17 protein-coding genes are annotated in these 18,838 nt (G+C 61.6%); 4 read left to right on the top strand and 13 right to left on the bottom strand.

Annotated elements, in window-relative coordinates; all coding sequences use genetic code 11:
* Nucleotides 1–6 precede the first annotated feature (6 nt).
* The 3 genes from PP263_RS09005 (at nt 7) to PP263_RS09015 (ending at nt 3,574) form a co-directional block, all read left to right on the top strand.
* A complete protein-coding gene (locus tag PP263_RS09005; protein ID WP_308368071.1) occupies nt 7–2,952 on the top strand; it encodes a YdbH domain-containing protein in 2,946 nt (981 codons plus the stop codon).
* 89 nt (nt 2,953–3,041) lie between these two features.
* Complete coding sequence (locus PP263_RS09010) at nt 3,042–3,236, top strand: YnbE family lipoprotein (protein ID WP_183460395.1); 195 nt, start codon at nt 3,042–3,044, stop codon at nt 3,234–3,236.
* Between the two features lie 11 nt (nt 3,237–3,247).
* On the top strand, nt 3,248–3,574 hold the full coding sequence (locus tag PP263_RS09015; RefSeq protein ID WP_308368073.1) for a YdbL family protein: 327 nt from the start codon (nt 3,248–3,250) through the stop codon (nt 3,572–3,574).
* A 124-nt stretch (nt 3,575–3,698) separates the two neighbouring features.
* On the opposite strand, the gene rpoS is transcribed toward PP263_RS09015, so the two are convergent.
* The 12 genes from rpoS to tilS all read right to left on the bottom strand — a co-directional run bounded on the left by rpoS (nt 3,699) and on the right by tilS (nt 15,877).
* A complete protein-coding gene (gene rpoS, locus PP263_RS09020; protein WP_308368074.1) occupies nt 3,699–4,742 on the bottom strand; it encodes an RNA polymerase sigma factor RpoS in 1,044 nt (347 codons plus the stop codon).
* Between the two features lie 223 nt (nt 4,743–4,965).
* Nucleotides 4,966–5,724 carry a peptidoglycan DD-metalloendopeptidase family protein gene (locus PP263_RS09025; protein ID WP_308368076.1) on the bottom strand — a complete coding sequence of 253 codons (759 nt, stop codon included), beginning with the start codon at nt 5,722–5,724 and terminating at the stop codon, nt 4,966–4,968.
* A gap of 224 nt (nt 5,725–5,948) precedes the next feature.
* Complete coding sequence (locus PP263_RS09030; protein ID WP_308368079.1) at nt 5,949–6,893, bottom strand: DUF368 domain-containing protein; 945 nt, start codon at nt 6,891–6,893, stop codon at nt 5,949–5,951.
* A complete protein-coding gene (locus PP263_RS09035; protein WP_374693707.1) occupies nt 6,890–7,561 on the bottom strand; it encodes a protein-L-isoaspartate(D-aspartate) O-methyltransferase in 672 nt (223 codons plus the stop codon). The genes PP263_RS09030 and PP263_RS09035 overlap by 4 nt, the downstream gene beginning before the upstream one ends.
* Nucleotides 7,562–7,748: 187 nt before the next feature.
* The gene (gene truD, locus PP263_RS09040; RefSeq protein WP_308368082.1) at nt 7,749–8,729 is read right to left on the bottom strand and encodes a tRNA pseudouridine(13) synthase TruD; all 981 of its coding nucleotides are present in this window, start codon (nt 8,727–8,729) and stop codon (nt 7,749–7,751) included.
* Complete coding sequence (ispF, locus tag PP263_RS09045; RefSeq protein ID WP_308368083.1) at nt 8,722–9,207, bottom strand: 2-C-methyl-D-erythritol 2,4-cyclodiphosphate synthase; 486 nt, start codon at nt 9,205–9,207, stop codon at nt 8,722–8,724. Before ispF ends, truD begins: the two co-directional genes overlap by 8 nt.
* On the bottom strand, nt 9,207–9,959 hold the full coding sequence (gene ispD, locus PP263_RS09050; RefSeq protein WP_308368084.1) for a 2-C-methyl-D-erythritol 4-phosphate cytidylyltransferase: 753 nt from the start codon (nt 9,957–9,959) through the stop codon (nt 9,207–9,209). The genes ispF and ispD overlap by 1 nt, the downstream gene beginning before the upstream one ends.
* A complete protein-coding gene (locus PP263_RS09055) occupies nt 9,956–10,243 on the bottom strand; it encodes a septum formation initiator family protein (RefSeq protein WP_308368085.1) in 288 nt (95 codons plus the stop codon). Before PP263_RS09055 ends, ispD begins: the two co-directional genes overlap by 4 nt.
* 110 nt (nt 10,244–10,353) lie before the next feature.
* Entirely contained in the window at nt 10,354–11,640 is a 1,287-nt protein-coding gene (eno, locus tag PP263_RS09060; protein WP_308368087.1) for a phosphopyruvate hydratase, read from the bottom strand.
* A 149-nt stretch (nt 11,641–11,789) separates the two neighbouring features.
* Entirely contained in the window at nt 11,790–12,635 is an 846-nt protein-coding gene (gene kdsA / locus PP263_RS09065; protein WP_308368088.1) for a 3-deoxy-8-phosphooctulonate synthase, read from the bottom strand.
* A 119-nt stretch (nt 12,636–12,754) separates the two neighbouring features.
* On the bottom strand, nt 12,755–14,392 hold the full coding sequence (locus PP263_RS09070; protein ID WP_308368090.1) for a CTP synthase: 1,638 nt from the start codon (nt 14,390–14,392) through the stop codon (nt 12,755–12,757).
* Nucleotides 14,393–14,593: 201 nt separating this feature from the next.
* Nucleotides 14,594–15,877: a tRNA lysidine(34) synthetase TilS gene (gene tilS / locus PP263_RS09075; RefSeq protein WP_308368091.1), complete on the bottom strand. Its 1,284-nt coding sequence runs from the start codon at nt 15,875–15,877 to the stop codon at nt 14,594–14,596.
* Here tilS and PP263_RS09080 point away from each other — a divergent pair.
* Entirely contained in the window at nt 15,770–17,437 is a 1,668-nt protein-coding gene (locus PP263_RS09080; protein ID WP_308368092.1) for a sugar porter family MFS transporter, read from the top strand. The two genes, tilS and PP263_RS09080, sit on opposite strands and share 108 nt — an antisense overlap.
* A 174-nt stretch (nt 17,438–17,611) precedes the next feature.
* On the opposite strand, the gene PP263_RS09085 is transcribed toward PP263_RS09080, so the two are convergent.
* Complete coding sequence (locus PP263_RS09085; RefSeq protein WP_308368093.1) at nt 17,612–18,802, bottom strand: AraC family transcriptional regulator; 1,191 nt, start codon at nt 18,800–18,802, stop codon at nt 17,612–17,614.
* Nucleotides 18,803–18,838: the final 36 nt, after the last annotated feature.

Below are 18,838 nucleotides of genomic sequence, written 5' to 3' on the forward strand. Positions count from 1 at the left end.
GTTCCTGTGCGCAAATACCGCCTGATCACCCTCGCCGTAACGTTGCTGATAGCGGTGGCGGTCTGCTGGTGGGGATGGCGGGACAGGGACAGGGTTGTGCCCTGGCTGGTCAATCCGTGGCTCGGCGGCGACCGGATTCACTCCACACAGGGCCTGCAGTTGGGCGCGGATGCCATCTCGGCCGACAGCCTGGAAATCCTTCTGGCCAGCGGCGCCAGCATCCAACTGTGGGGCTTGCGGCTTCGGCACCCGCTGGGCGCGCTGTTCGGCGATGAACACAACCGCAGCCAACTGACTATCGCCGGGCTTACCTATCATCCGGCGCCGGCTCCTTTGGAGTCCGATGAAGCCGCGACAGAAATTCCCCGCCAAGAGTCGGAGGCGGAGCCGAAACTCTACCTCAGCGAATTGCTCCAACTGCTGCGCCGCAAGATGCCCCGGCAAATCGACATCGACAAACTGCAATGGGCCGGGCCCGAGCCCCGCAGTGGGCGTTTAAGCCTTCGCCGGGAAAACGGCGACACCATTCGCGGAACCCTCTACAGCAACGACCTGGAGGCCCAGTGGCAACTGGTGTCGCAGGACACCGCAGTCCGGCTTCGCGCGCGGATTTCCTCCGCAACCGGGGAGGACGTCCTGCAATTGGACGGCAGTGCCACCCGCCAGCAGAGAAAAGCGTGGCAGGGAGAATTGCGCTTGCAGGCGGAGTTGGAACAGCTGGTGGCGTTACCGCCCATTGCAGGAACCGTCACCGGGGCCGGCGGCGAGTTTTCCCTCAGGATTGAATCGCAATTTCCCGACCAGTTGCTCAACCTGGAGGGATACCGCCGGACCGTCGCCCGGCTGAGTGCAAAATCCCTGCATATCCCCCTGCCGGAAGACCCGATCGGTGCACCGCTTCAACTTTCCGCCGACACCCTGGAACCGCTCTCGGTAGACCTGGCATCACTGTGGCCGCTGACTCCCAGGGAACTGTCCGGGAGCGCGAATATCCGTATCCTGTCTCCCGGTGCCGAACAGGACACGTTACTGCAACTGCAGCTCGATGCGCGCACGCCGCGGGATACCCCCCTGCTCACCGCAAACGGCAACCTGGACCTGCGCGCCGCGGCATCGCTGCTTCAGTCCGCCCGCTGGCGAGAGGTGTTGAGTCCTGTTGCGATAAGCTCCCCGGAAGGCAATCTCTCCTTTCGGGGAACAGCGGAATTGCTGCCCCTTGCGGAGATGGACGCGCAGCGCCGCCGCAATCCCCTGCGCAGTTTTACCGTGACCCTTCTGCCCGAGGGCAGGGCAAAAGCAGTGGTGGGCAGTTCCGACGGGAACTCCCTGTTAGCGCAGTTGGGCTGGAATCGCGGGACGGTGGACCTGCGGCTGCCCGCGCCGGTTACGATTGCGGCGGCCCGATGGCCGGGCCCGGTACAGATCGAAACGGAGACAGTACAGATCCGCGCACGAGAAGCGGCTGAAACGCTCTCTCTCGACGCCACCCTGAAAAATATCCGCTGCAGACTGGAAGAAGATGTCCGATGCACTCTCTTCCAGGAATCGGCTATTTCCCGGCTCGAATTCGACGGTATCGACATCCGGGAACTGCAGACCGACAGCCAACTGGAATTTTCCCGGAGAGATGAACAACAGCAATTGCGACTGATCAATCCGTCCTTATCCGCCGGCGAGATCCGCACGGAAACGGTACAGGTGAAATCCGCAACGCTGGAGTCCGCGGAGATGGAGTGCACCCGGCATAAACAGGACTTCAAGTGCTTCGGAGCATCGGCCGGTATTGAGCTGGGCGCGCTGAGCGGCCCGGAATTTCAGCTAAAGGGCGCACTGGCGCTGAACGATCTGCACTTCGCTTCTGCCGCCGGTCGGCTCCGCGCCAGAGCCCGCTACCAATCCGATGAGCTGCAATTGCGGGCGCGCAACCAGTACCAGCTGAAAGCCAGCGTTGCCGGCGATTTGGCCGCCAAGGGAAACCAGCTCAGCGGCAACAATCGGCTGCGCTCCGGGGCGCTGGCCATTGAAAGTGAATGGCGGCACCAACTGGACAGCGACGCGGGCAGCGCCACTTTCACTGTGGAGCCCGCGACTTTCAGCCAGCAACAGTCCCTGAGCGACTCCATAGAGGGGCTGCCGGTGGATCTGGTGGCGGGAGAGCTTTCCGCCAAAGGCCGGCTGTCCTGGCCCGCGGCGCAACGGGATTTTCTCGATGCACGGCTCGAAAAAGTGGCCGCGGTCTACGGGGATGTATTTGCCGTGGGAATCACCGGTCAGCTCTCCTCCGGCCGCAAGGGCGACAACTGGATTGCGTCGCGGCCTCAGCCGTTCACAGCGGAAACCCTGGATATCGGTGTCCCGGTAGAGAATATCCGGTTTGCGGTCTCGCTGGACGAAAAACGGGATCTGGTATTGACCGGCGTCCGTGCGGAATTGCTCGACGGCGCATTGGAAGCGCGCGAGCTGCGCTGGAACCTGGACGGAGAAGCGCGCAGCGGCCTGGTAAATTTCTCCGGCATTTCCCTCCGGACGCTGACCCGGGAGCTGGAAACGGAAAACTTCGCCGCAACCGGCACCGTCGACCTGCAGATACCGCTGCACACCGGTGACGAGGGCATCACAGTGAAACAGGGCCGGATCGAGGCACGCCCCCCCGGCGGGCGGCTGCGCTACTACGGCGCCTTCTCCGCCGATATGCTGTCCGCCAATCCCCAACTCAAGCTGGTCGCCGGAGCCCTGGAGGACTACAACTACCGGGAGCTCTCCGGTACGGTTGAGTACCCTCCCAGCGGCGATATGCAAATGCAGCTGAAACTGGTGGGACGCAGCGAGTCGGTGGCCGCCGATCGGGACCTGATCATCAACCTGAACCTGGAAAACAACGTTCCCGCCATGCTCCGCTCATTGCAGGCCAGCCGCGACCTGACCGAGGCACTGGAGAAAGAGCTTCAGTAACCGGCAAACACGGCGCGCCACCGGAGTTCAGTTTGGGTTAAGCTACCCCGGCTACAATGCCCTTGTTGTTCAACCCCGAGGAGCGTCCGATGACGACCACCCGACTGATTCCGCCGCTGTTGCTCAGCGCTGTCATCGTGGCGGGCTGCACGCCAACCGTAGCGGTGCAGGCGCCCAAAGAACCGATTACCGTCAACCTCAATGTGAAGATAGAGCACGAGATTCGTGTGAAAGTCGACAAAGAGCTGGACAACGTGTTTGAGGATAAAGAAGGAATCTTCTGAGGAGCCGAACCATGAAGCTTTTAAAGACTGCCCTGCTCTGCCTGGGCCTGGCCATCGCCCTTCCCGTAGCGGCCATCACCCTGGACGAAGCCAGAAGCCGGGGACTGGTGGGAGAGGCCAACAGCGGCTATATCGCCGCGGTGGGCGAGAGTTCGCCCGAACTGGAAAGTCTGGTGGCGGAGGTGAACGCCAAGCGCAAGGCGGAATACGCCAGGATTGCCAAGCGCAACAATATCGATATTTCCCAGGTGGCCGCACGCGCGGCGGAAAAACTGGAGGCGCGGCTGTCTGCCGGGCAGTACTACCAGGATACCCGGGGGCGATGGGTCAGGAAATAATGGCCAATTAATCGCTTGGCGCCCTGTAGGAGCGGCCGCTGGCCGCGATCGACGCCGCTACGAAGCGGGATCGATCGCGGCCAGCGGCCGCTCCTACAGCAAGGGGCAGAGTGGCGCCCCGGGTTTACAGATTGCCGAACAGAGACTGCCCGTCCAGGCCCTGCTTCTCCATCACTTCCCGCAACCGTTTCAACGCATCCACCTGGATCTGGCGCACCCGCTCGCGGGTGAGGCCGATCTCCCGGCCGACTTCCTCCAGGGTGCTGGCCTCGAAGCCGCGCAGGCCGAAGCGGCGGGACACCACTTCGCACTGCTTGTCCGGCAGTTCACTCAGCCAGCGGTTGATGCTGTCAAACAGGTCGCTGTCCTGCAACAGCTCCGCGGGGTCGGATTCGTGCTGGTCCGGAATGGTATCCACCAGCGTTTTTTCCGAGGAGGGCCCGATAGGCGTGTCCACCGAGGTGACGCGCTCGTTCAACCCCAGCATGCGCTCGACGTCTTCCACCGGCTTTTCCAGCAGGGTCGCAATCTCTTCCGCCGAGGGCTCGTGGTCGAGCTTCTGCGCCAGTTCGCGGGACGCCCGCAGGTAGACATTCAATTCCTTCACCACATGAATGGGAAGGCGAATGGTGCGAGTCTGATTCATGATCGCCCGTTCGATGGTCTGCCGAATCCACCAGGTCGCGTAGGTGGAAAAGCGGAAACCCCGTTCCGGATCGAACTTCTCCACTGCGCGAATCAGGCCCAGGTTGCCCTCTTCAATCAGGTCCAGCAGCGCCAGACCCCGACTGACATAGCGGCGGGCAATCTTGACCACCAGGCGCAGGTTGCTTTCGATCATGCGTTTTCTCGCCGCCGCATCGCCACGCAATGCCTTGCGCGCGTAGTAGACCTCTTCCTCAGCGGTCAACAGCGGGGAGAAACCGATTTCATTGAGATATAGCTGTGTGGCGTCGAGGTTTTTCTGCAGGTGGCTATCACTTTCCACCTTGCGCGCCCTCGATTTAATGGGGGAGGGTTCGGAGGTTTTCTTTGCCGCTGTCCTCCGGGTGCGGCTCTTAACACTGTCCTCTGTTTGATCTAACTGTTGCTCATTGTGGTCCACTGCCAACTCTGGAGGAAGATCCACTTGGCTACCCAACATCCGGTCTTGCCGTTGTGCTTCCATTTCCCCAACTCCTTGTACTTTGCCAATGTCAGCCGCACTGCAGTTCGACTGCTACCAGCTCGTTAACTGCGGGTGCGACAGTCTCCGGATCGATGACCAAGGAACGGCAATGCTGAAATTGCAGGAGCATTTTCTGCCGGCCGCGGCCGTGCGACTCCGGTGACTACCTCAAGTGGTACAAACCAAAATCCATTTTTATTGCAGAGTCAGACACCAACACGGGTCATGGCAAATAGGCCAGCGGGTCCACCGGTTGACCGTTGCGGCGAATTTCAAAGTGGAGCTTATTGCGGTCGGTACCACTTGAACCCAGTTCCGCGATCCTCTGCCCCGCTTTGACTTCGCTTCCCTCCTGCACAAGTAACTTGTGGTTGTGGGCGTAAGCACTGAGGAATTCCTCGCTGTGCTTGACGATCAACAGTTTTCCGTAGCCTCTCAGCGCACTTCCCGCGTAGATCACGGTGCCATTGGCTGCTGCGAGTACAGAGTCTCCCTTTTCTCCGGCGATATCAACACCCTTGCGCAAGGGATCCTGTGACCGAAACCCGCTGATTACTTTCCCTTTTGCCGGCCAGTGCCAGCGGATGGAACTATTCGAGGAATGGCTCTGGGTTTTGCGCGGCGTGGCGCGTGTTAAGGATTTTGAGCTTTCTGGCGGAGCTTTTGCCGGCGGTGGCGGCTTCCGCTTCACTTTGGCGGGCGTTTTTCCCATTGCAACCGGCGCAGGGGGCGCCTCGCCGGTGACCCGGAGTCGCTGGCCGGGATAGATCCGGTAGGGGGAGGGAATGCGATTGATGGCCGCCAGCTCCCGGTAGTCCCTGCCATAGCGCCAGGCAATAGAGTACAGGGTCTCGCCGCTGCTCACTGTATGATGGTCGAGAAAAATGCCCGGCGGCTGCTCCAGTGAACTGGTGGGAGCGCGCGGGTTAGAGCAGGCAGCAACCAACAGGGACAGAAGTGCCAGGCTTAATATCTTGAACACTATCAAATTAAGCTGGCGGGAAAGATGTTTTTTCCCCAGCCTTTGTCGGCATTCAAAATGTTGCAATTGACGACATTTCATTATTCTCTTTTTACATCAGAGGGTCGCATTTATGGAAAAAGTGTCTAAAAAAATGTTCCAAAAATCCGCCAAAAACCTTTAGAAAAAGCTGCAACTCCGACTTAAAACAGATCTTATTGCGGCGGAGACGCACCTCTCAACAACTATTGCTTCTCCACCCCGTGCCTGTTCCCGAGGTATTCCACCAGCAGGACCAATGCCATCGCGGCAAATGCGGCAACCAGCGCGGCCCCCAGATGGGCGTCCTCGCCGGTGCGTGCGGCAAAGGTCGCCGGCGAAGTGTTGGACATCAGCGGTACCAGTTTGTCACCCACCGACTCGACGCCGTGGGCGGGCAGTTTCCAGGGCCAGATAATTTTCAAGCTGCCCAGCAGTATCCCGGCAAGGAATGCCAGGGTCGACGCCAGGTACCGGTGCATCAACCACGACAACAGGCGGCTGAACAGCATCAGGCCGGTGGCTGCGCCCGCGGCGAAACAAGTGAGGTTGAGCAACTGCAGTTCGTGCACCGAGGCGAGCACGCGGGGATAGATGCCGATCAACAATAGAATAAAGGCCCCGGAGATTCCCGGCAGGATCATGGCGCAGATCGCCAGCGCGCCGGAGAGAAACAGAGTGATGGGCGTCGCCTCAATTTGTGCTGGGCGCAGCTCACTGACGGCTACCGCAACCAGGGCACCGCCGACAAAGCAGGCAAATGCCAGTGGGGACCAGCGGGGAACCCGCCGCAGAATCGGCACCGCGGAAGCCAGTACCAGGCCGAAAAAGAAAGCCCACACCACAATGGGATAGCTTTGCAGTAAGGAGCTGATCAGCCTGGCCAGGCTGAAAATACTGATCAGGATTCCGCCGAACAGCGCCAGCAGAAAATTGCCGTTAATCACTCGCCAGGCCACCAGGGGGCCGCGACGAGCGAGCAGCTTCAGGCTGTGGGGGCCGATACTGCTCAGGGAATCCAGCAATTCCTGGTAAATACCGGTAATAAAGGCGATGGTGCCACCGGAAACACCCGGCACCACATCCGCCGCGCCCATGGCCATACCGCGCGCCATCACGCCCCAATAGCGACTTTGCAAAATAGATTTCATCGCACCACACCGGAGAGTAGCGGCACGAAGCGCACCGCCTCCATAGTCTCCACATCAAATTGATCGCTGTCCTCGCGGCGGGTGACCACCGTGAGATGTTGTCGCTCATTGCCTACCGGCAGCACCAGCACACCGTTGGGCGCCAGTTGCTGCTTCAGCTCCGCGGGCACGGATGCGGGGGCGGCGGCGGCGAGAATGGCATCGAAGGGGCCCTTTTCGGGCCAGCCGAAACCGCCGTTGCTGAGTTTCAGTTCCACGTTGTAAATACTCAGCTCACGCAGGCGCTGCCGCGCCTTCTCCAACAGCGGGCCGATACGCTCCACCGAGTAGAGCTGATCCACCAGACGGGCGAGTATTGCGGTCTGGTAGCCGGAGCCGCTGCCCACCTCCAGCACACGGTGCAGGGATTTGGCGCGACTCAGTAGCAGCTCCGTCATGCGGGCGACGATATAGGGCTGGGAAATGGTCTGGCCGTAGCCGATGGGCAGCGCAGTGTCCTCGTAAGCCCGTGCCGCAAGTGCCTCGTCCAGGAACAGGTGTCGCGGCGTGGATGCCATTACATCCAGGACTTCTTCGCTGTGAATCCCCTCCTCCCGCAGCCGCTGAATCAGGCGATTGCGGGTACGCTGCGAGGTCATCCCCAAACCTTCTCGTTTCAAGCGATCCATATTTCTTTATTGTTCCAACTTTTCCGCTGCGTGCGGAATTCCCCTGGCCCCCCTTGCAGGCGAACAGCTACAGAGTTCTGTTCTTTTCGCCTGCAAGCAGGCTCCTACAGGGGAAGCTGAGTTCGTAAGTGCCACCGATGGGCCTGCGGCCCGCATGCGGAGCCGGAATTCCGCGGTCCCTGGAATTCTATGTGGCGTCCGCAACATTGACCAGCTCCGCCACCTCGCGCAACAGCGCCGTGGCAAAAGTCCCCGGCAGCAGAGCGAACTGCAATACCAGGTCCTCCCCGTCCCACTCGAACGCGAACGCTTCCGGATGCAGCGCCAGCGGCCGACGCTCCTGCTTGAGGCCGCAGTGTTCCAGCCAGTCGCACCAGCTCTGCCAGGGAGCAATTACCTCTCCCTCCAGTTGCCCCTGCTCACCGGCCGCCGGATTCCGGCCTCGCCCCCAAAGGGGACCGCTGGCTTCGGCCGCGGGCTCGCCGGGGAGTAGCTCCCTCCAGTTACCTCGGCGCACCCGCTCAGCCAGTACCTGGTTGAACAGCCAGCTGCGCGCAGCGGACATGGCAAAGGCCCTGGAGCTTTTCTGTACCCGGATATTCTCCTCTGCCAGCTGCCGCGCGAGATCCAGGTTACCTCCGTCGCGGCCAAAGCGCTGCTCGCCGAAATAATTGGGCACCCCGGCGGGCACTAGTGCCAGCACCTGCTCTGCCCTGCTCCGGTCGCCGCGGATGTGCCGCAGGCGAATCGAAAAACGGTTGCCGCTGTGTTCTCCCCGGCGCAGTTTTCGCGGCCCGCGACAGTGTTCCAATAAGGTTATTTCGCTACTGTTCAGCCGCTCCCAGTCCGGCTCCGGCTTCTGCGCCAGCCATACGCTGAACCACTGGGTGGTTACCGCGTGGCGGTCCTTCAGGCCGTAGTAACCCACATCCCGCACCTGCACACCGGCGAGGCGCGCCAGCTGCCCCGCCACCCAGCCGGTATTGGCGCCGATCTTGCGCACCCGCAGATAGACGTGCTCGCCACTTTGCGCAGCCGGCGGCGCCGCCAGTTCCTCCACCACGAAATCCTCCGGGTGGGAGCGAAAATCGCCGGTTATCGCCGCGCCGCCGAGCGCCCGCGGCCAGTCCAGCGCCTGCGGCCAATACAGAGTCCCGGAATCAGGCATGGAAACGCTCGAGTAACACGATCGCCTGGGCGGCGATGCCTTCACCGCGGCCGGTAAAACCCAGGCGCTCGCTGGTGGTGGCCTTGACGCTCACCGCTCCGATATCCGCGCCGCAGTCCGCGGCGATATTCGCGCGCATGGTTTCGATATGCGGGGCCATCTTCGGCGCCTGGGCGATCAGCGTGGCATCCGCGTTGACCAAGTGGTAGCCGCGTTCCGAAACCAGGTCGACCACATGGCACAACAGCGCGCGGCTGTCGGCGCCGGCGTAGCTGGCATCCGTATCGGGGAAGTGGTGACCGATATCCCCCAGCGCCAGGGCGCCGAGCAACGCGTCGGCCAGCGCGTGCAAAAGTACATCGCCATCGGAGTGGGCTTTCAGGCCGCGCTCATGGGGAATTTTCACCCCGCCCAGGATAACGTGATCACCGGGGCAGAAGGCGTGTACGTCAAAGCCCTGGCCGATTCTAAAACTCATTAGCGTTTACCCTCAGTGGGTGCATAGCGGAGGCGCAAAATAGTCTCCGCCAGAAGGATATCGGAAGGATGGGTGATCTTCAGGTTGTCCCCGCGGCCCCGCACCAACTGCGGCGCATGGCCGAAGAGTTCCAATGCGCTGGCCTCATCGGTCACCGGCGCACCCTGCTCCAACGCCCGGCGCAAACAGGAATGCAGCAGGCCCAGGGGGGCGCGCTGCGGTGTCTGGGCCAGCCAGATGCTGCCCCGGTCCAGGGTTTGTTCCACATACAAACGAGGCTCTGGCTCCCCTCCCCCGCTCGCGGCAGAAGGGGCTGCGAGCTTGACTGTATCGCTGGCGGGCAGAGCCAGCAGTGCCACCGGATCGGCCCTCAGCAGCGCTTCGATATCCGCCAGCGCCACGCAGGGCCGCGCGGCGTCGTGCACCAGCACGGCGGTCTCCCCGGCTTCCCGTGTCGCCAGGTAGTTCAGCGCGGCCAGCACCGAATCGGCGCGCTCCGCGCCGCCGGTCACCCGCTGCACCAGCGGATGCTTCGCTTCCGGCAGGTGGGAAAAGTTGGCATCGTCTTCCGACAGGGCCACGACCACGCCGGCCAGCCCCGGCCAGGACAGGATATTCCGCAGGGTGAGAGACAACAGCGGGCGCCCCAGCAGTGGCAGGTACTGCTTGGGCCTGTCCGCCCCCATGCGCTTGCCGACACCGGCGGCGGGCACTACTACCCAATAACCGCTAACAAGAGAACCGCTAATCACTCTTCCGTCTCTTCCGGATCGAGAAAAATAAACAGGGTCTCGCCCTCCTCAATCAGGCCCAGGTCGTAACGCGCCTTCGCTTCCACGCCGTCGGTGCCCTCCTTGAGGCTGCGCACTTCGCGCAACAGCTGGCGGTTTTCCCGCTCCAGCGCGGTGTTTTTATCCCGCTGCTCGGCGAGCTGGCGTTTCAGCCGCGCGACTTCCGCCAAGCTGCCCTCACCCACCCAGAGGCGGTATTGGGTGACGAGCAATATCGCGATCAGGATTGCCAGCAGCCATTTCATGGAAAAGTCACATTATTTCGGCGGGCTTGCGGCCCGTTGCCGAGCTGGAGCTCGGCGTTCCCAGGGCGGAGCTGGAGCTCCGCAGTCCCGGGTACCGGGACCCGAACAGCTTACTTGAATTCAGCGCGGCCGCGGTATGGAGCGGAGCCGTTCAGCTCGGCTTCGATACGCAGCAGGCGGTTGTACTTGGCCACGCGGTCGGAACGGCACAGGGAACCGGTCTTGATCTGGCCGGCGGCGGTGGCTACTGCGAGGTCGGCGATGGTGGTGTCCTCGGTCTCCCCGGAGCGGTGGGAGATCACCGCGGTGTAGCCGGCGTCCTTGGCCATCTTGATCGCGTCCAGGGTTTCGGACAGGGAACCGATCTGGTTGAACTTGATAAGGATGGAGTTGCCCACGCCCTTCTCTATGCCTTCCTTGAGGATCTTGGTGTTGGTTACGAACAGGTCGTCGCCCACCAGTTGTACCTTGCTGCCGATCTTGTCGGTCAGGACTTTCCAGCCGTCCCAATCGCTCTCGTCCATGCCGTCTTCGATGGACAAAATCGGGTAGTTGGCGGACAGCTCGGCCAGGTAATCGGCAAAGCCTTCGCTGTCGAACTGCTTGCCCTCTCCGGCCAGGTCGTATTTGCCGTCCTTGTAGAATTCGGAGGAGGCACAATCCAGGGCCAGAGTGATGTCGTCGCCCAGCTTGTAGCCGGCCTTTTCCACCGCTTCGGCAATCATCTTCAGCGCCGCTTCATTGGACGGCAGGTTCGGTGCAAAACCGCCCTCATCGCCCACCGCGGTGTTCAGCCCCTCGCTGGCCAGCACCTTCTTCAGGGCGTGGAAAATTTCCGCTCCCTGGCGCAGCGCTTCGGCAAAACTGGTGGCTTTTACCGGCTGGATCATAAATTCCTGGATATCCACATTGTTGTCGGCGTGCTCGCCGCCGTTGAGGATATTCATCATAGGTACCGGCAGGGTGTACTGGCCGGCGGTGCCGTTGATCTCGGCGATATGCTGGTAAAGAGGCACATTCTTGGAAATCGCCGCAGCTTTTGCGGCGGCCAGGGACACTGCCAGAATGGCGTTGGCACCCAGCACAGATTTGTTCTCGGTGCCGTCGGCATCGATCATCGCCTTGTCCAGGGCGCGCTGGTCGGTCGCATCCATGCCTTTCAGCAGGTCGGCAATAGTGGTGTTGATATTCTCAACGGCTTTCAGCACGCCCTTGCCCAGGTAGCGGCTCTTGTCGCCGTCGCGCAATTCCAGCGCCTCGCGGGAGCCGGTGGAGGCACCGGAGGGGGCGCAGGCGGAGCCCACGGCACCACACTCCAGAATTACATCGGCGTTTACCGTGGGGTTACCGCGGGAATCCAGTACTTCGTAGGCTTTTACGGCGACAATATTGCTCATTAATTTGGGCTCCGTGTTGTTGAATGGCTGAACAGGTTTTTTCGTTGTTGGGTGGGCCTTCGGCCTGGGCCCTCTCCCCCGGCGTCTCTCCCGCAAGCGGGAGAGGGGAGTGTGCGGAGCTGGAGCTCCGCGGTCCCGAGTGCCGAGTATTATTTGGTATCCAGTGGTGGAAGGCTTTTGACCAGGTCGTCCACCGCTTTCATCTGCGCCAGGAAAGGCTCCAGTTTTTCCAGCGGCAGTGCGCTTGGGCCGTCGCACAGGGCCTTGTCCGGGTCCGGGTGCGCCTCAAGGAACAGGCCGGCGATACCGATCGCCAAGCCGGCGCGGCCCAGTTCGGTAACCTGGGCACGGCGGCCGCCGGAGGCGGCGCCGCCCGGATCGCGCATCTGCAGCGCGTGGGTCACGTCGAAAATCAGCGGCGCGCCGGCGGTGGCGTCGATCATGGTGCGGAAGCCGAGCATGTCCACCACCAGGTTGTCGTAACCGAAGCAGGCGCCGCGCTCGCACAGGATAACCTTTTCGTTGCCGCACTCGGCAAATTTCTCCACCACGTTTTTTATCTGCGGCGGGCTCATAAACTGCGGCTTCTTCACATTGATCACGGCACCGGTCTTCGCCATGGCGGTCACCAGGTCGGTCTGCCGCGCGAGGAAAGCGGGCAGTTGGATGACGTCCACCACTTCCGCGACAGGCGCGGCCTGGTGCGGCTCGTGGATATCGGTGATCAACGGCACGTTAAAGGTTTTTTTTACCTCTTCAAAAATTCTCAGGCCCTCTTCCATTCCCGGTCCGCGGTAGGAGTGAATGGAGGAGCGGTTGGCCTTGTCGAAGGAGGCTTTGAAGATATAGGGAATACCCAGTTTTTCCGTGACTTTTACGTAGTGCTCCGCCACCTGCATGGCCAGGTCGCGGGATTCCAGTACGTTCATGCCGCCGAACAAGGTGAATGGTTTGTCGTTGGCGACCTGGATTTTTCCGACTTCGATGATTTTCAATTTATTTCCCTTTCTCCCAAGAGATACTGTTCGCCTGGCAAATTTTTGCCCCGGCCGTTCCAGGCATTCACGGCGCCTGCGGCCCGCAAGCGGAGCAGGAGCTCCGCGGTCCCGGGTTCCTAGCTCTCGGCCTGTTCGTGCTGTTTCATTGCCCCGGCGATAAAACTCTCGAACAGCGGGTGGCCGTCCCGGGGGGTGGAGGTGAACTCCGGGTGGAATTGGCAGGCGACGAACCAGGGATGTTCGGGCAGTTCCACCATTTCCACCAGGGTGTCGTCCGCGGACCAGCCACCTATCTTGAGGCCGGCTTTCTGCAGGCGGTCCACGTAGTTGTTGTTCACTTCGTAGCGGTGGCGGTGGCGCTCGACGATCACGTCGGAGCCGTAGATTTCCTGCGCCTTGCTGTCCTTGGTAAGCCGGCACTCCTGGCCCCCGAGGCGCATGGTGCCACCCAGGTCGGAGGATTCATCGCGCTTCTCCACCTTGCCCTCGCTGTCTATCCACTCGGTGATCAGGCCGATCACCGGGTGCGGAGTGTTCACGTCGAACTCGGTGCTGTTGGCGTCCTTCAGCCCCAGCACATTGCGCGCGTATTCGATCACTGCCGACTGCAGGCCGAGGCAGATGCCCAGGAAGGGGATATTGTTCTCGCGGGCGTAGCGCACCGCTTCCAGTTTGCCCTCCAGGCCGCGTTCGCCAAAACCACCGGGCACCAGGATAGCATCGGCGTGTTTGATCAGTTCCAGGCCGCCCTCGGCCTCCACGTCTTCGGCATTGATGAAATCGATATCCACCCTGGTGCGGTGCTTGATGCCTGCGTGGGTAAGGGACTCGATCAGGGACTTGTAGGCGTCCAGCAACTCCATGTATTTGCCGACCATGGCGATCTTCACTTCGTGCTGCGGGTTCAACTTGCCGTCCACCACGGAATCCCACTCGGACAGATCCGGGGGAGCGCATTCCAGCTGCAGCTTTTCCACCACGATATCGTCCAGACCGTAGTCGTGCAGCATACGCGGCACGCCGTAGATGGTTTTGGCATCCGGCAACGGCACTACCGCGCGCTCTTCCACGTTGGTGAACAGGGCAATCTTGCGGCGGGAGTCATCGTCGATGGCGCGCTCCGAGCGGCACAGCAGGATATCCGGCTGCAGGCCGATGGAGCGGAGTTCCTTCACCGAGTGCTGGGTGGGCTTGGTCTTGGTCTCACCGGCGGTGGTGATGTAGGGCACATAGCTCAGGTGGATCAACAGCGCGTGGGACAGGCCCAGTTCCACGCGCAGCTGGCGCACGGACTCGAGGAATGGCTGGGACTCGATGTCGCCCACAGTGCCGCCGATCTCGACGATGGCCACGTCCATGTCGCGGCCTCCCTCCAAGACGCGGCGCTTGATCTCATCGGTAATATGGGGGATCACCTGCACGGTACCGCCCAGATAGTCGCCGCGGCGCTCCTTGCGCAGCACGGTTTCGTAGACCCGGCCGGTGGTGAAGTTGTTGCGCTTGGACATGCGCGTACGGATAAAGCGCTCGTAGTGGCCCAGGTCCAGGTCGGTCTCGGCACCGTCTTCGGTGACGTAAACCTCGCCGTGCTGGAAGGGGCTCATGGTGCCCGGGTCCACGTTGATATAGGGGTCCAGTTTGAGGATGGTGACCTTGAGGCCGCGGGCTTCAAGAATAGCGGCCAGGGAGGCGGAAGCGATACCTTTCCCCAACGAGGAAACCACGCCACCGGTGACAAAAATATAGCGCGTCATGCAAAACCTTGGTCAGTTGAATGCCCGATGGAATCGAGCGTGCGGGGCTGGCTCGGGAGGGCTTGAGGACCCATCCCAGAGAGCGTCTCTAAAATCGCAGCGAGCCGCCGGCGGCGCACGCGCAATAAATTTTGAGGCGCTCTAGTGCCTTCGAGATGGGACGCCAGACTACCAGAAAGGCCCTGTCCGCTCAATCGCCAATCACTCGCAGGCCCCGCCATAGCGCCATTTGAGCGTTCCTGCAACCCCCTCGCCACACAGGAAAATATCCCCCACTGCAACCAGTTCACCGCCGCGGTGGACCAGGGGTACCAGGTCCCGCAGCCAGGGTTCCAGGGCCTGTTCCTGCAGGAGTTTCTTCAGCGTCTGGGAGTGCTTCCTGCCCGCCGACCTGGCCCGTTCGCCGCCGCGGCGAAACCGGACCAAGTAGTTTCCAGCCGGCCAATCGGGCCCGGGCTCCAATACCCAGCCGCCGGGCAGCGCCAGAGTCCCGGCGCCATTCCACTGCCATTCACCGCTGAGATCCGCGGCGGGCAGCGGTGGAGTTATATAAAGGCGCTGGCGGAACCGGCGCGCCACACGACCACCCAGGGCAACGGCGGGTCGGCTGTCGCCGGCGGATTCCAACACCTGGACCAGGGCCTCCTCCAGGTGCCCGGCTTCCGGCATGGCCCCGCCACTCTCCGCCAGCCATGTGCGCAGCAGGTTTCTCCGCCGCGGCGCGGAGAGTTGCCGCAGTGCGGCCAGCTCCAGGCTCTCACCAAAGCGCTCATCGCGCCGCCCGCAACCGCTTAGGTCATCCACCCCCACTTCCCGCAACAGCTCCGCCGCCTCGCGCAGGTTTTCCGTCGCCCGCGCCACCCGTCGGCGCAGCGGCCAGCGTTCACTCAGCAGTGGCAGCACTACCGCGCGCAGGTAATTGCGTTCCAGACGCTGGTCCGCGTTGCTCTCGTCTTCGATCCAATTCAGCCCCTGTTCGCGGGCATAGGATTCCAACTGGTTGCGACCGCAGCCCAACAGCGGGCGCAACAGACTGCCGGCGCCCAGGGGGCGGCTCTCCGCCATGGCGGCCAGGCCCAGGACGCCGGCACCGCGCAGCAGGCGCAGAAAGAATGTCTCCACCTGGTCGTCGCCGTGCTGTGCCAGCAGCAGTTGGTCTCCTTCTTTTAACAATCCGGCAAAAACCCGATAGCGGGCGCGCCGGGCGGCCTGCTCCAGGCCGCCGTCCGCCGGGTCCACGGAGACATCCCGGGTAACAATGGGAACGCCCAGGGCCCCGGCGGTCTCCTCACAGTGAGCCTGCCACCGGTCCGCATTGGGCGAAAGGCCGTGGTGAACATGCACCGCGCGCACCGGAATGCCCTCCGCGACGAGCAGATGCAGCAGTACGCTGGAATCCAGGCCACCGCTGTAGCCCAGCCAGTAGCGGCCATCACAGGGGTGGCGGGCCAGCGCCGCTTTCAGCGTTTCCAAAATGGCGTTCACACTTTTACCCGGTTCAACTTTGCGATTCTTCCAGAAGTCGGACGATTTGCGACGGAATTCACGAAAGGATTGGCCCCTACGACCACTCCCATATCGAAACACAATAAATTAGGTAGCATCACCATGGAAGCGACCGAGAGTCTTCCTCAAGCCGGCATGGCCGAGGAACAATCCTCAGCCTCGCTGGGCTTTATCGTTCTTATCTGCAGCGTCGCCACCATCGGTGGTTTCCTGTTCGGTTTCGACAGCGGCGTTATCAACGGCACCGTGGCCGGACTGCAGCAGGCTTTTGATTCAGACAGCGCCGGCACCGGCTTCAATGTGGCTTCCATGCTGCTGGGTTGCGCCGCCGGGGCATTCTTCGCCGGGCGCCTGGCGGATCTCTGGGGGCGCCGGCAGCTGCTGTTGCTCGCGGCGGTGTTCTTCGTAATCAGCGCCTGGGGTTCGGGCATTGCCAGCGGTTCCGCCGAGTTCGTTTTCTACCGGATACTGGGGGGGCTGGCGGTGGGTGCCGCCAGCGTGATGTCGCCGGCCTATATCAGCGAAGTGGCGCCGGCGGCCTGGCGCGGGCGCCTGATCACCATCAACCAGATCGCCATTATCTCCGGCCTGTTCGCAGCGTTTGTCAGCAATTACCTGCTGGCGCAAACCGCCGGCTCCGCCGGCACCAGTTGGTGGATGGGCTTCGAGGCCTGGCGTTGGATGTTCTGGGTGGAAATGCTTCCGGCGGCCATTTTCTTTATGTCCCTGCTGTGGATTCCGGAAAGTCCCCGATACCTGGTCCTGTCCAGACGGACCAGGCGCGCCCGCAAGGTGTTGGGCAGACTCTACGGCGAAGGCAGCGTGGAGTCCAAACTGCGGGATATCGACGCGTCCATCGCCGCAGACCACCGGCCGCGCCTGAGCGATCTGCTCGACAAGGCCGGGCGGCTGCGCCCCATCGTGTGGGCGGGCATCGGCCTGGCTACCTTCCAGCAGCTGGTGGGCATTAATGTGGTGTTCTACTACGGCGCCGTACTCTGGCAGGCGGTGGGTTTCTCCGAGGCGGACGCGCTGCTGATCAATATCATCTCCGGCGCGGTGAGCATCGGCGCCTGTGTGATCACCCTCAGCCTGATCGACAAGATCGGTCGCAAGCCGATCCTGCTGGCGGGTTCCTTCGGTATGGCCATGACCCTGGCCCTTGTCGTCATGGCGTTCACCAGCGCCGATATCGGCGCCGACGGCAACTTGGTGCTGTCGGATTCCATGGGCCTGCTGGCACTGGTGGCGGCCAACGCCTACGTGTTCTTCTTCAACGGCTCCTGGGGTCCAGTGATGTGGACCCTGCTCGGGGAGATGTTCCCCAACCAGATCCGCGGTTCCGGGCTGGCGGTGGCGGGGTTGTCCCAGTGGGGCTCCAACTTCGTCATCACCATGACCTTCCCGCTGCTGCTGGCCGGCATCGGCCTGGCGGGGGCCTATGGTATCTACCTGCTGTTTGCGGTTTTATCCATTCCCTTCGTGGTCAGTATGGTGCGGGAGACGATGGGGCGGGAACTGGAGCAGATGGAAGGCTGAGCGCGTTTCCCCGAAGCGCTGATCCGGCCTCTTACAGCGCAATTTCGTCGTTCCGGCGCAGGAACGTCATGCCGGACTTGATCCGGTACCGGAACCCAGGTGCCACTAGACTGGATACCGGCCTGCGCCGGTATGACGAGTCAATGAAAACTTGATTTGAAACCACCCCCCAAATCATATGGCCGCAACCTTCTCCGGCTGGTTGCGGTGCCGGTACTCGGTGGGTGTCATACCCACCAGCTTCTTGAAGAAGGAATTGAAAGTCGCCTTGGTGTTGAAGCCTGAGTCGAGCATGATATCCATCACCGTCTGCTCCGCGCAGTCCGGGTCCGCCAGGCGGCGCTTGGCCTCCTCGATGCGGTAGTGATTGACGAACTCGAAGAAATTGCGCCCGAAGTGCCGGTTGACGGTGTTGGACAGCGCTCGCTTGGGTATCTCCAGTTGAACTGAAAGCTGCTCCAGGGTCAGGGTCGGCGCCAGGAAGGGTTTTTCCTCTTCCATATAACGGGTGATTTTCCCCGCGAGCGCACTGTCCACCGCGGGCTTCTCCTCCGCCTTTTGCTGCGGCTCGTCTTCGTCCGATTTCCGCTCCAGGCCCTCGAACATGGAGGAGTAGCTGAGACTGAAGAAAATCATCGCGCTGATCAGGATAAAGACCGTGTAGTTGCTGGTGAGCCCCATAATGCGGAAGTCCACCATGATATCCAGTTGCGCAGCCAGGGTGAGCGCTATGTTCACCAGCACCGCCCAGCTGCGGATCACCAGGAAGCCCAGCACCAGCATCATCAGCCAGGTGAAGTCGATTTTCTCGATATTGGAATAGGAATCCTGTATCCGGCGACGGCAGTTGTGGATCTCCAGCAGGCACAGCACGCCGAACACCACCCGCAGCACCTCCCGCCCGAAACCGATCGCCAGGTTCAGCAGCGTCTCATCGTAGGGCGTGTAACCCTCGAGCATGGAGACTTTTGTCGCGGTATCGAAGCGGAAATAGGAAAAATATTCGAACAATGCGTAGGCGACGAAGGGCACCAGGTAGATCAGGTCCCGGCGGGTCAGGCGGTATTCCCGGTAGATCAGCGAGCGGGTGTACCAGAGCAGTACCGGCCCTTCCAGCCAGTAGCCGAAACCGAACACGTAGAAAAGGTTTGGAGAAGTATGGATTGCCCAGTCGCGGAAACCCGCACCGAAATTGATCAGGATGTCCAGCGGTATCGCCGCCTGGGTGAATAGAAACAGTGCCAGCAGCACATTGCTGATATAGCCTTCCCTGCGGATTACCAGCAGTAACAGCGCAAACAGGGTGCACTGATAGCTGGTCATCATCAGGACTACATCGTGGAAGTTGAACAGAAGAATATCCATATCCGCTCTACCATCGCTCTTGTTTGTTCTTATAAA

Source organism: Microbulbifer sp. TB1203 (assembly GCF_030997045.1).
Classification (GTDB): domain Bacteria; phylum Pseudomonadota; class Gammaproteobacteria; order Pseudomonadales; family Cellvibrionaceae; genus Microbulbifer.

Excerpts from the sequence above, each read along its gene's own strand:
- PP263_RS09085 (WP_308368093.1), bottom strand. The coding sequence starts at position 18,802 with ATGGATATTCTTCTGTTCAACTTCCACGATGTAGTCCTGATGATGACC.
- PP263_RS09035 (WP_374693707.1), bottom strand. The coding sequence starts at position 7,561 with ATGGATCGCTTGAAACGAGAAGGTTTGGGGATGACCTCGCAGCGTACC.
- PP263_RS09070 (WP_308368090.1), bottom strand. The coding sequence starts at position 14,392 with ATGACGCGCTATATTTTTGTCACCGGTGGCGTGGTTTCCTCGTTGGGG.
- PP263_RS09015 (WP_308368073.1), top strand. The coding sequence starts at position 3,248 with ATGAAGCTTTTAAAGACTGCCCTGCTCTGCCTGGGCCTGGCCATCGCC.
- PP263_RS09055 (WP_308368085.1), bottom strand. The coding sequence starts at position 10,243 with ATGAAATGGCTGCTGGCAATCCTGATCGCGATATTGCTCGTCACCCAA.
- ispF (WP_308368083.1), bottom strand. The coding sequence starts at position 9,207 with ATGAGTTTTAGAATCGGCCAGGGCTTTGACGTACACGCCTTCTGCCCC.
- PP263_RS09010 (WP_183460395.1), top strand. The coding sequence starts at position 3,042 with ATGACGACCACCCGACTGATTCCGCCGCTGTTGCTCAGCGCTGTCATC.
- eno (WP_308368087.1), bottom strand. The coding sequence starts at position 11,640 with ATGAGCAATATTGTCGCCGTAAAAGCCTACGAAGTACTGGATTCCCGC.
- rpoS (WP_308368074.1), bottom strand. The coding sequence starts at position 4,742 with ATGGAAGCACAACGGCAAGACCGGATGTTGGGTAGCCAAGTGGATCTT.
- PP263_RS09080 (WP_308368092.1), top strand. The coding sequence starts at position 15,770 with ATGCAGCAGTACGCTGGAATCCAGGCCACCGCTGTAGCCCAGCCAGTA.
- truD (WP_308368082.1), bottom strand. The coding sequence starts at position 8,729 with ATGCCTGATTCCGGGACTCTGTATTGGCCGCAGGCGCTGGACTGGCCG.
- PP263_RS09030 (WP_308368079.1), bottom strand. The coding sequence starts at position 6,893 with ATGAAATCTATTTTGCAAAGTCGCTATTGGGGCGTGATGGCGCGCGGT.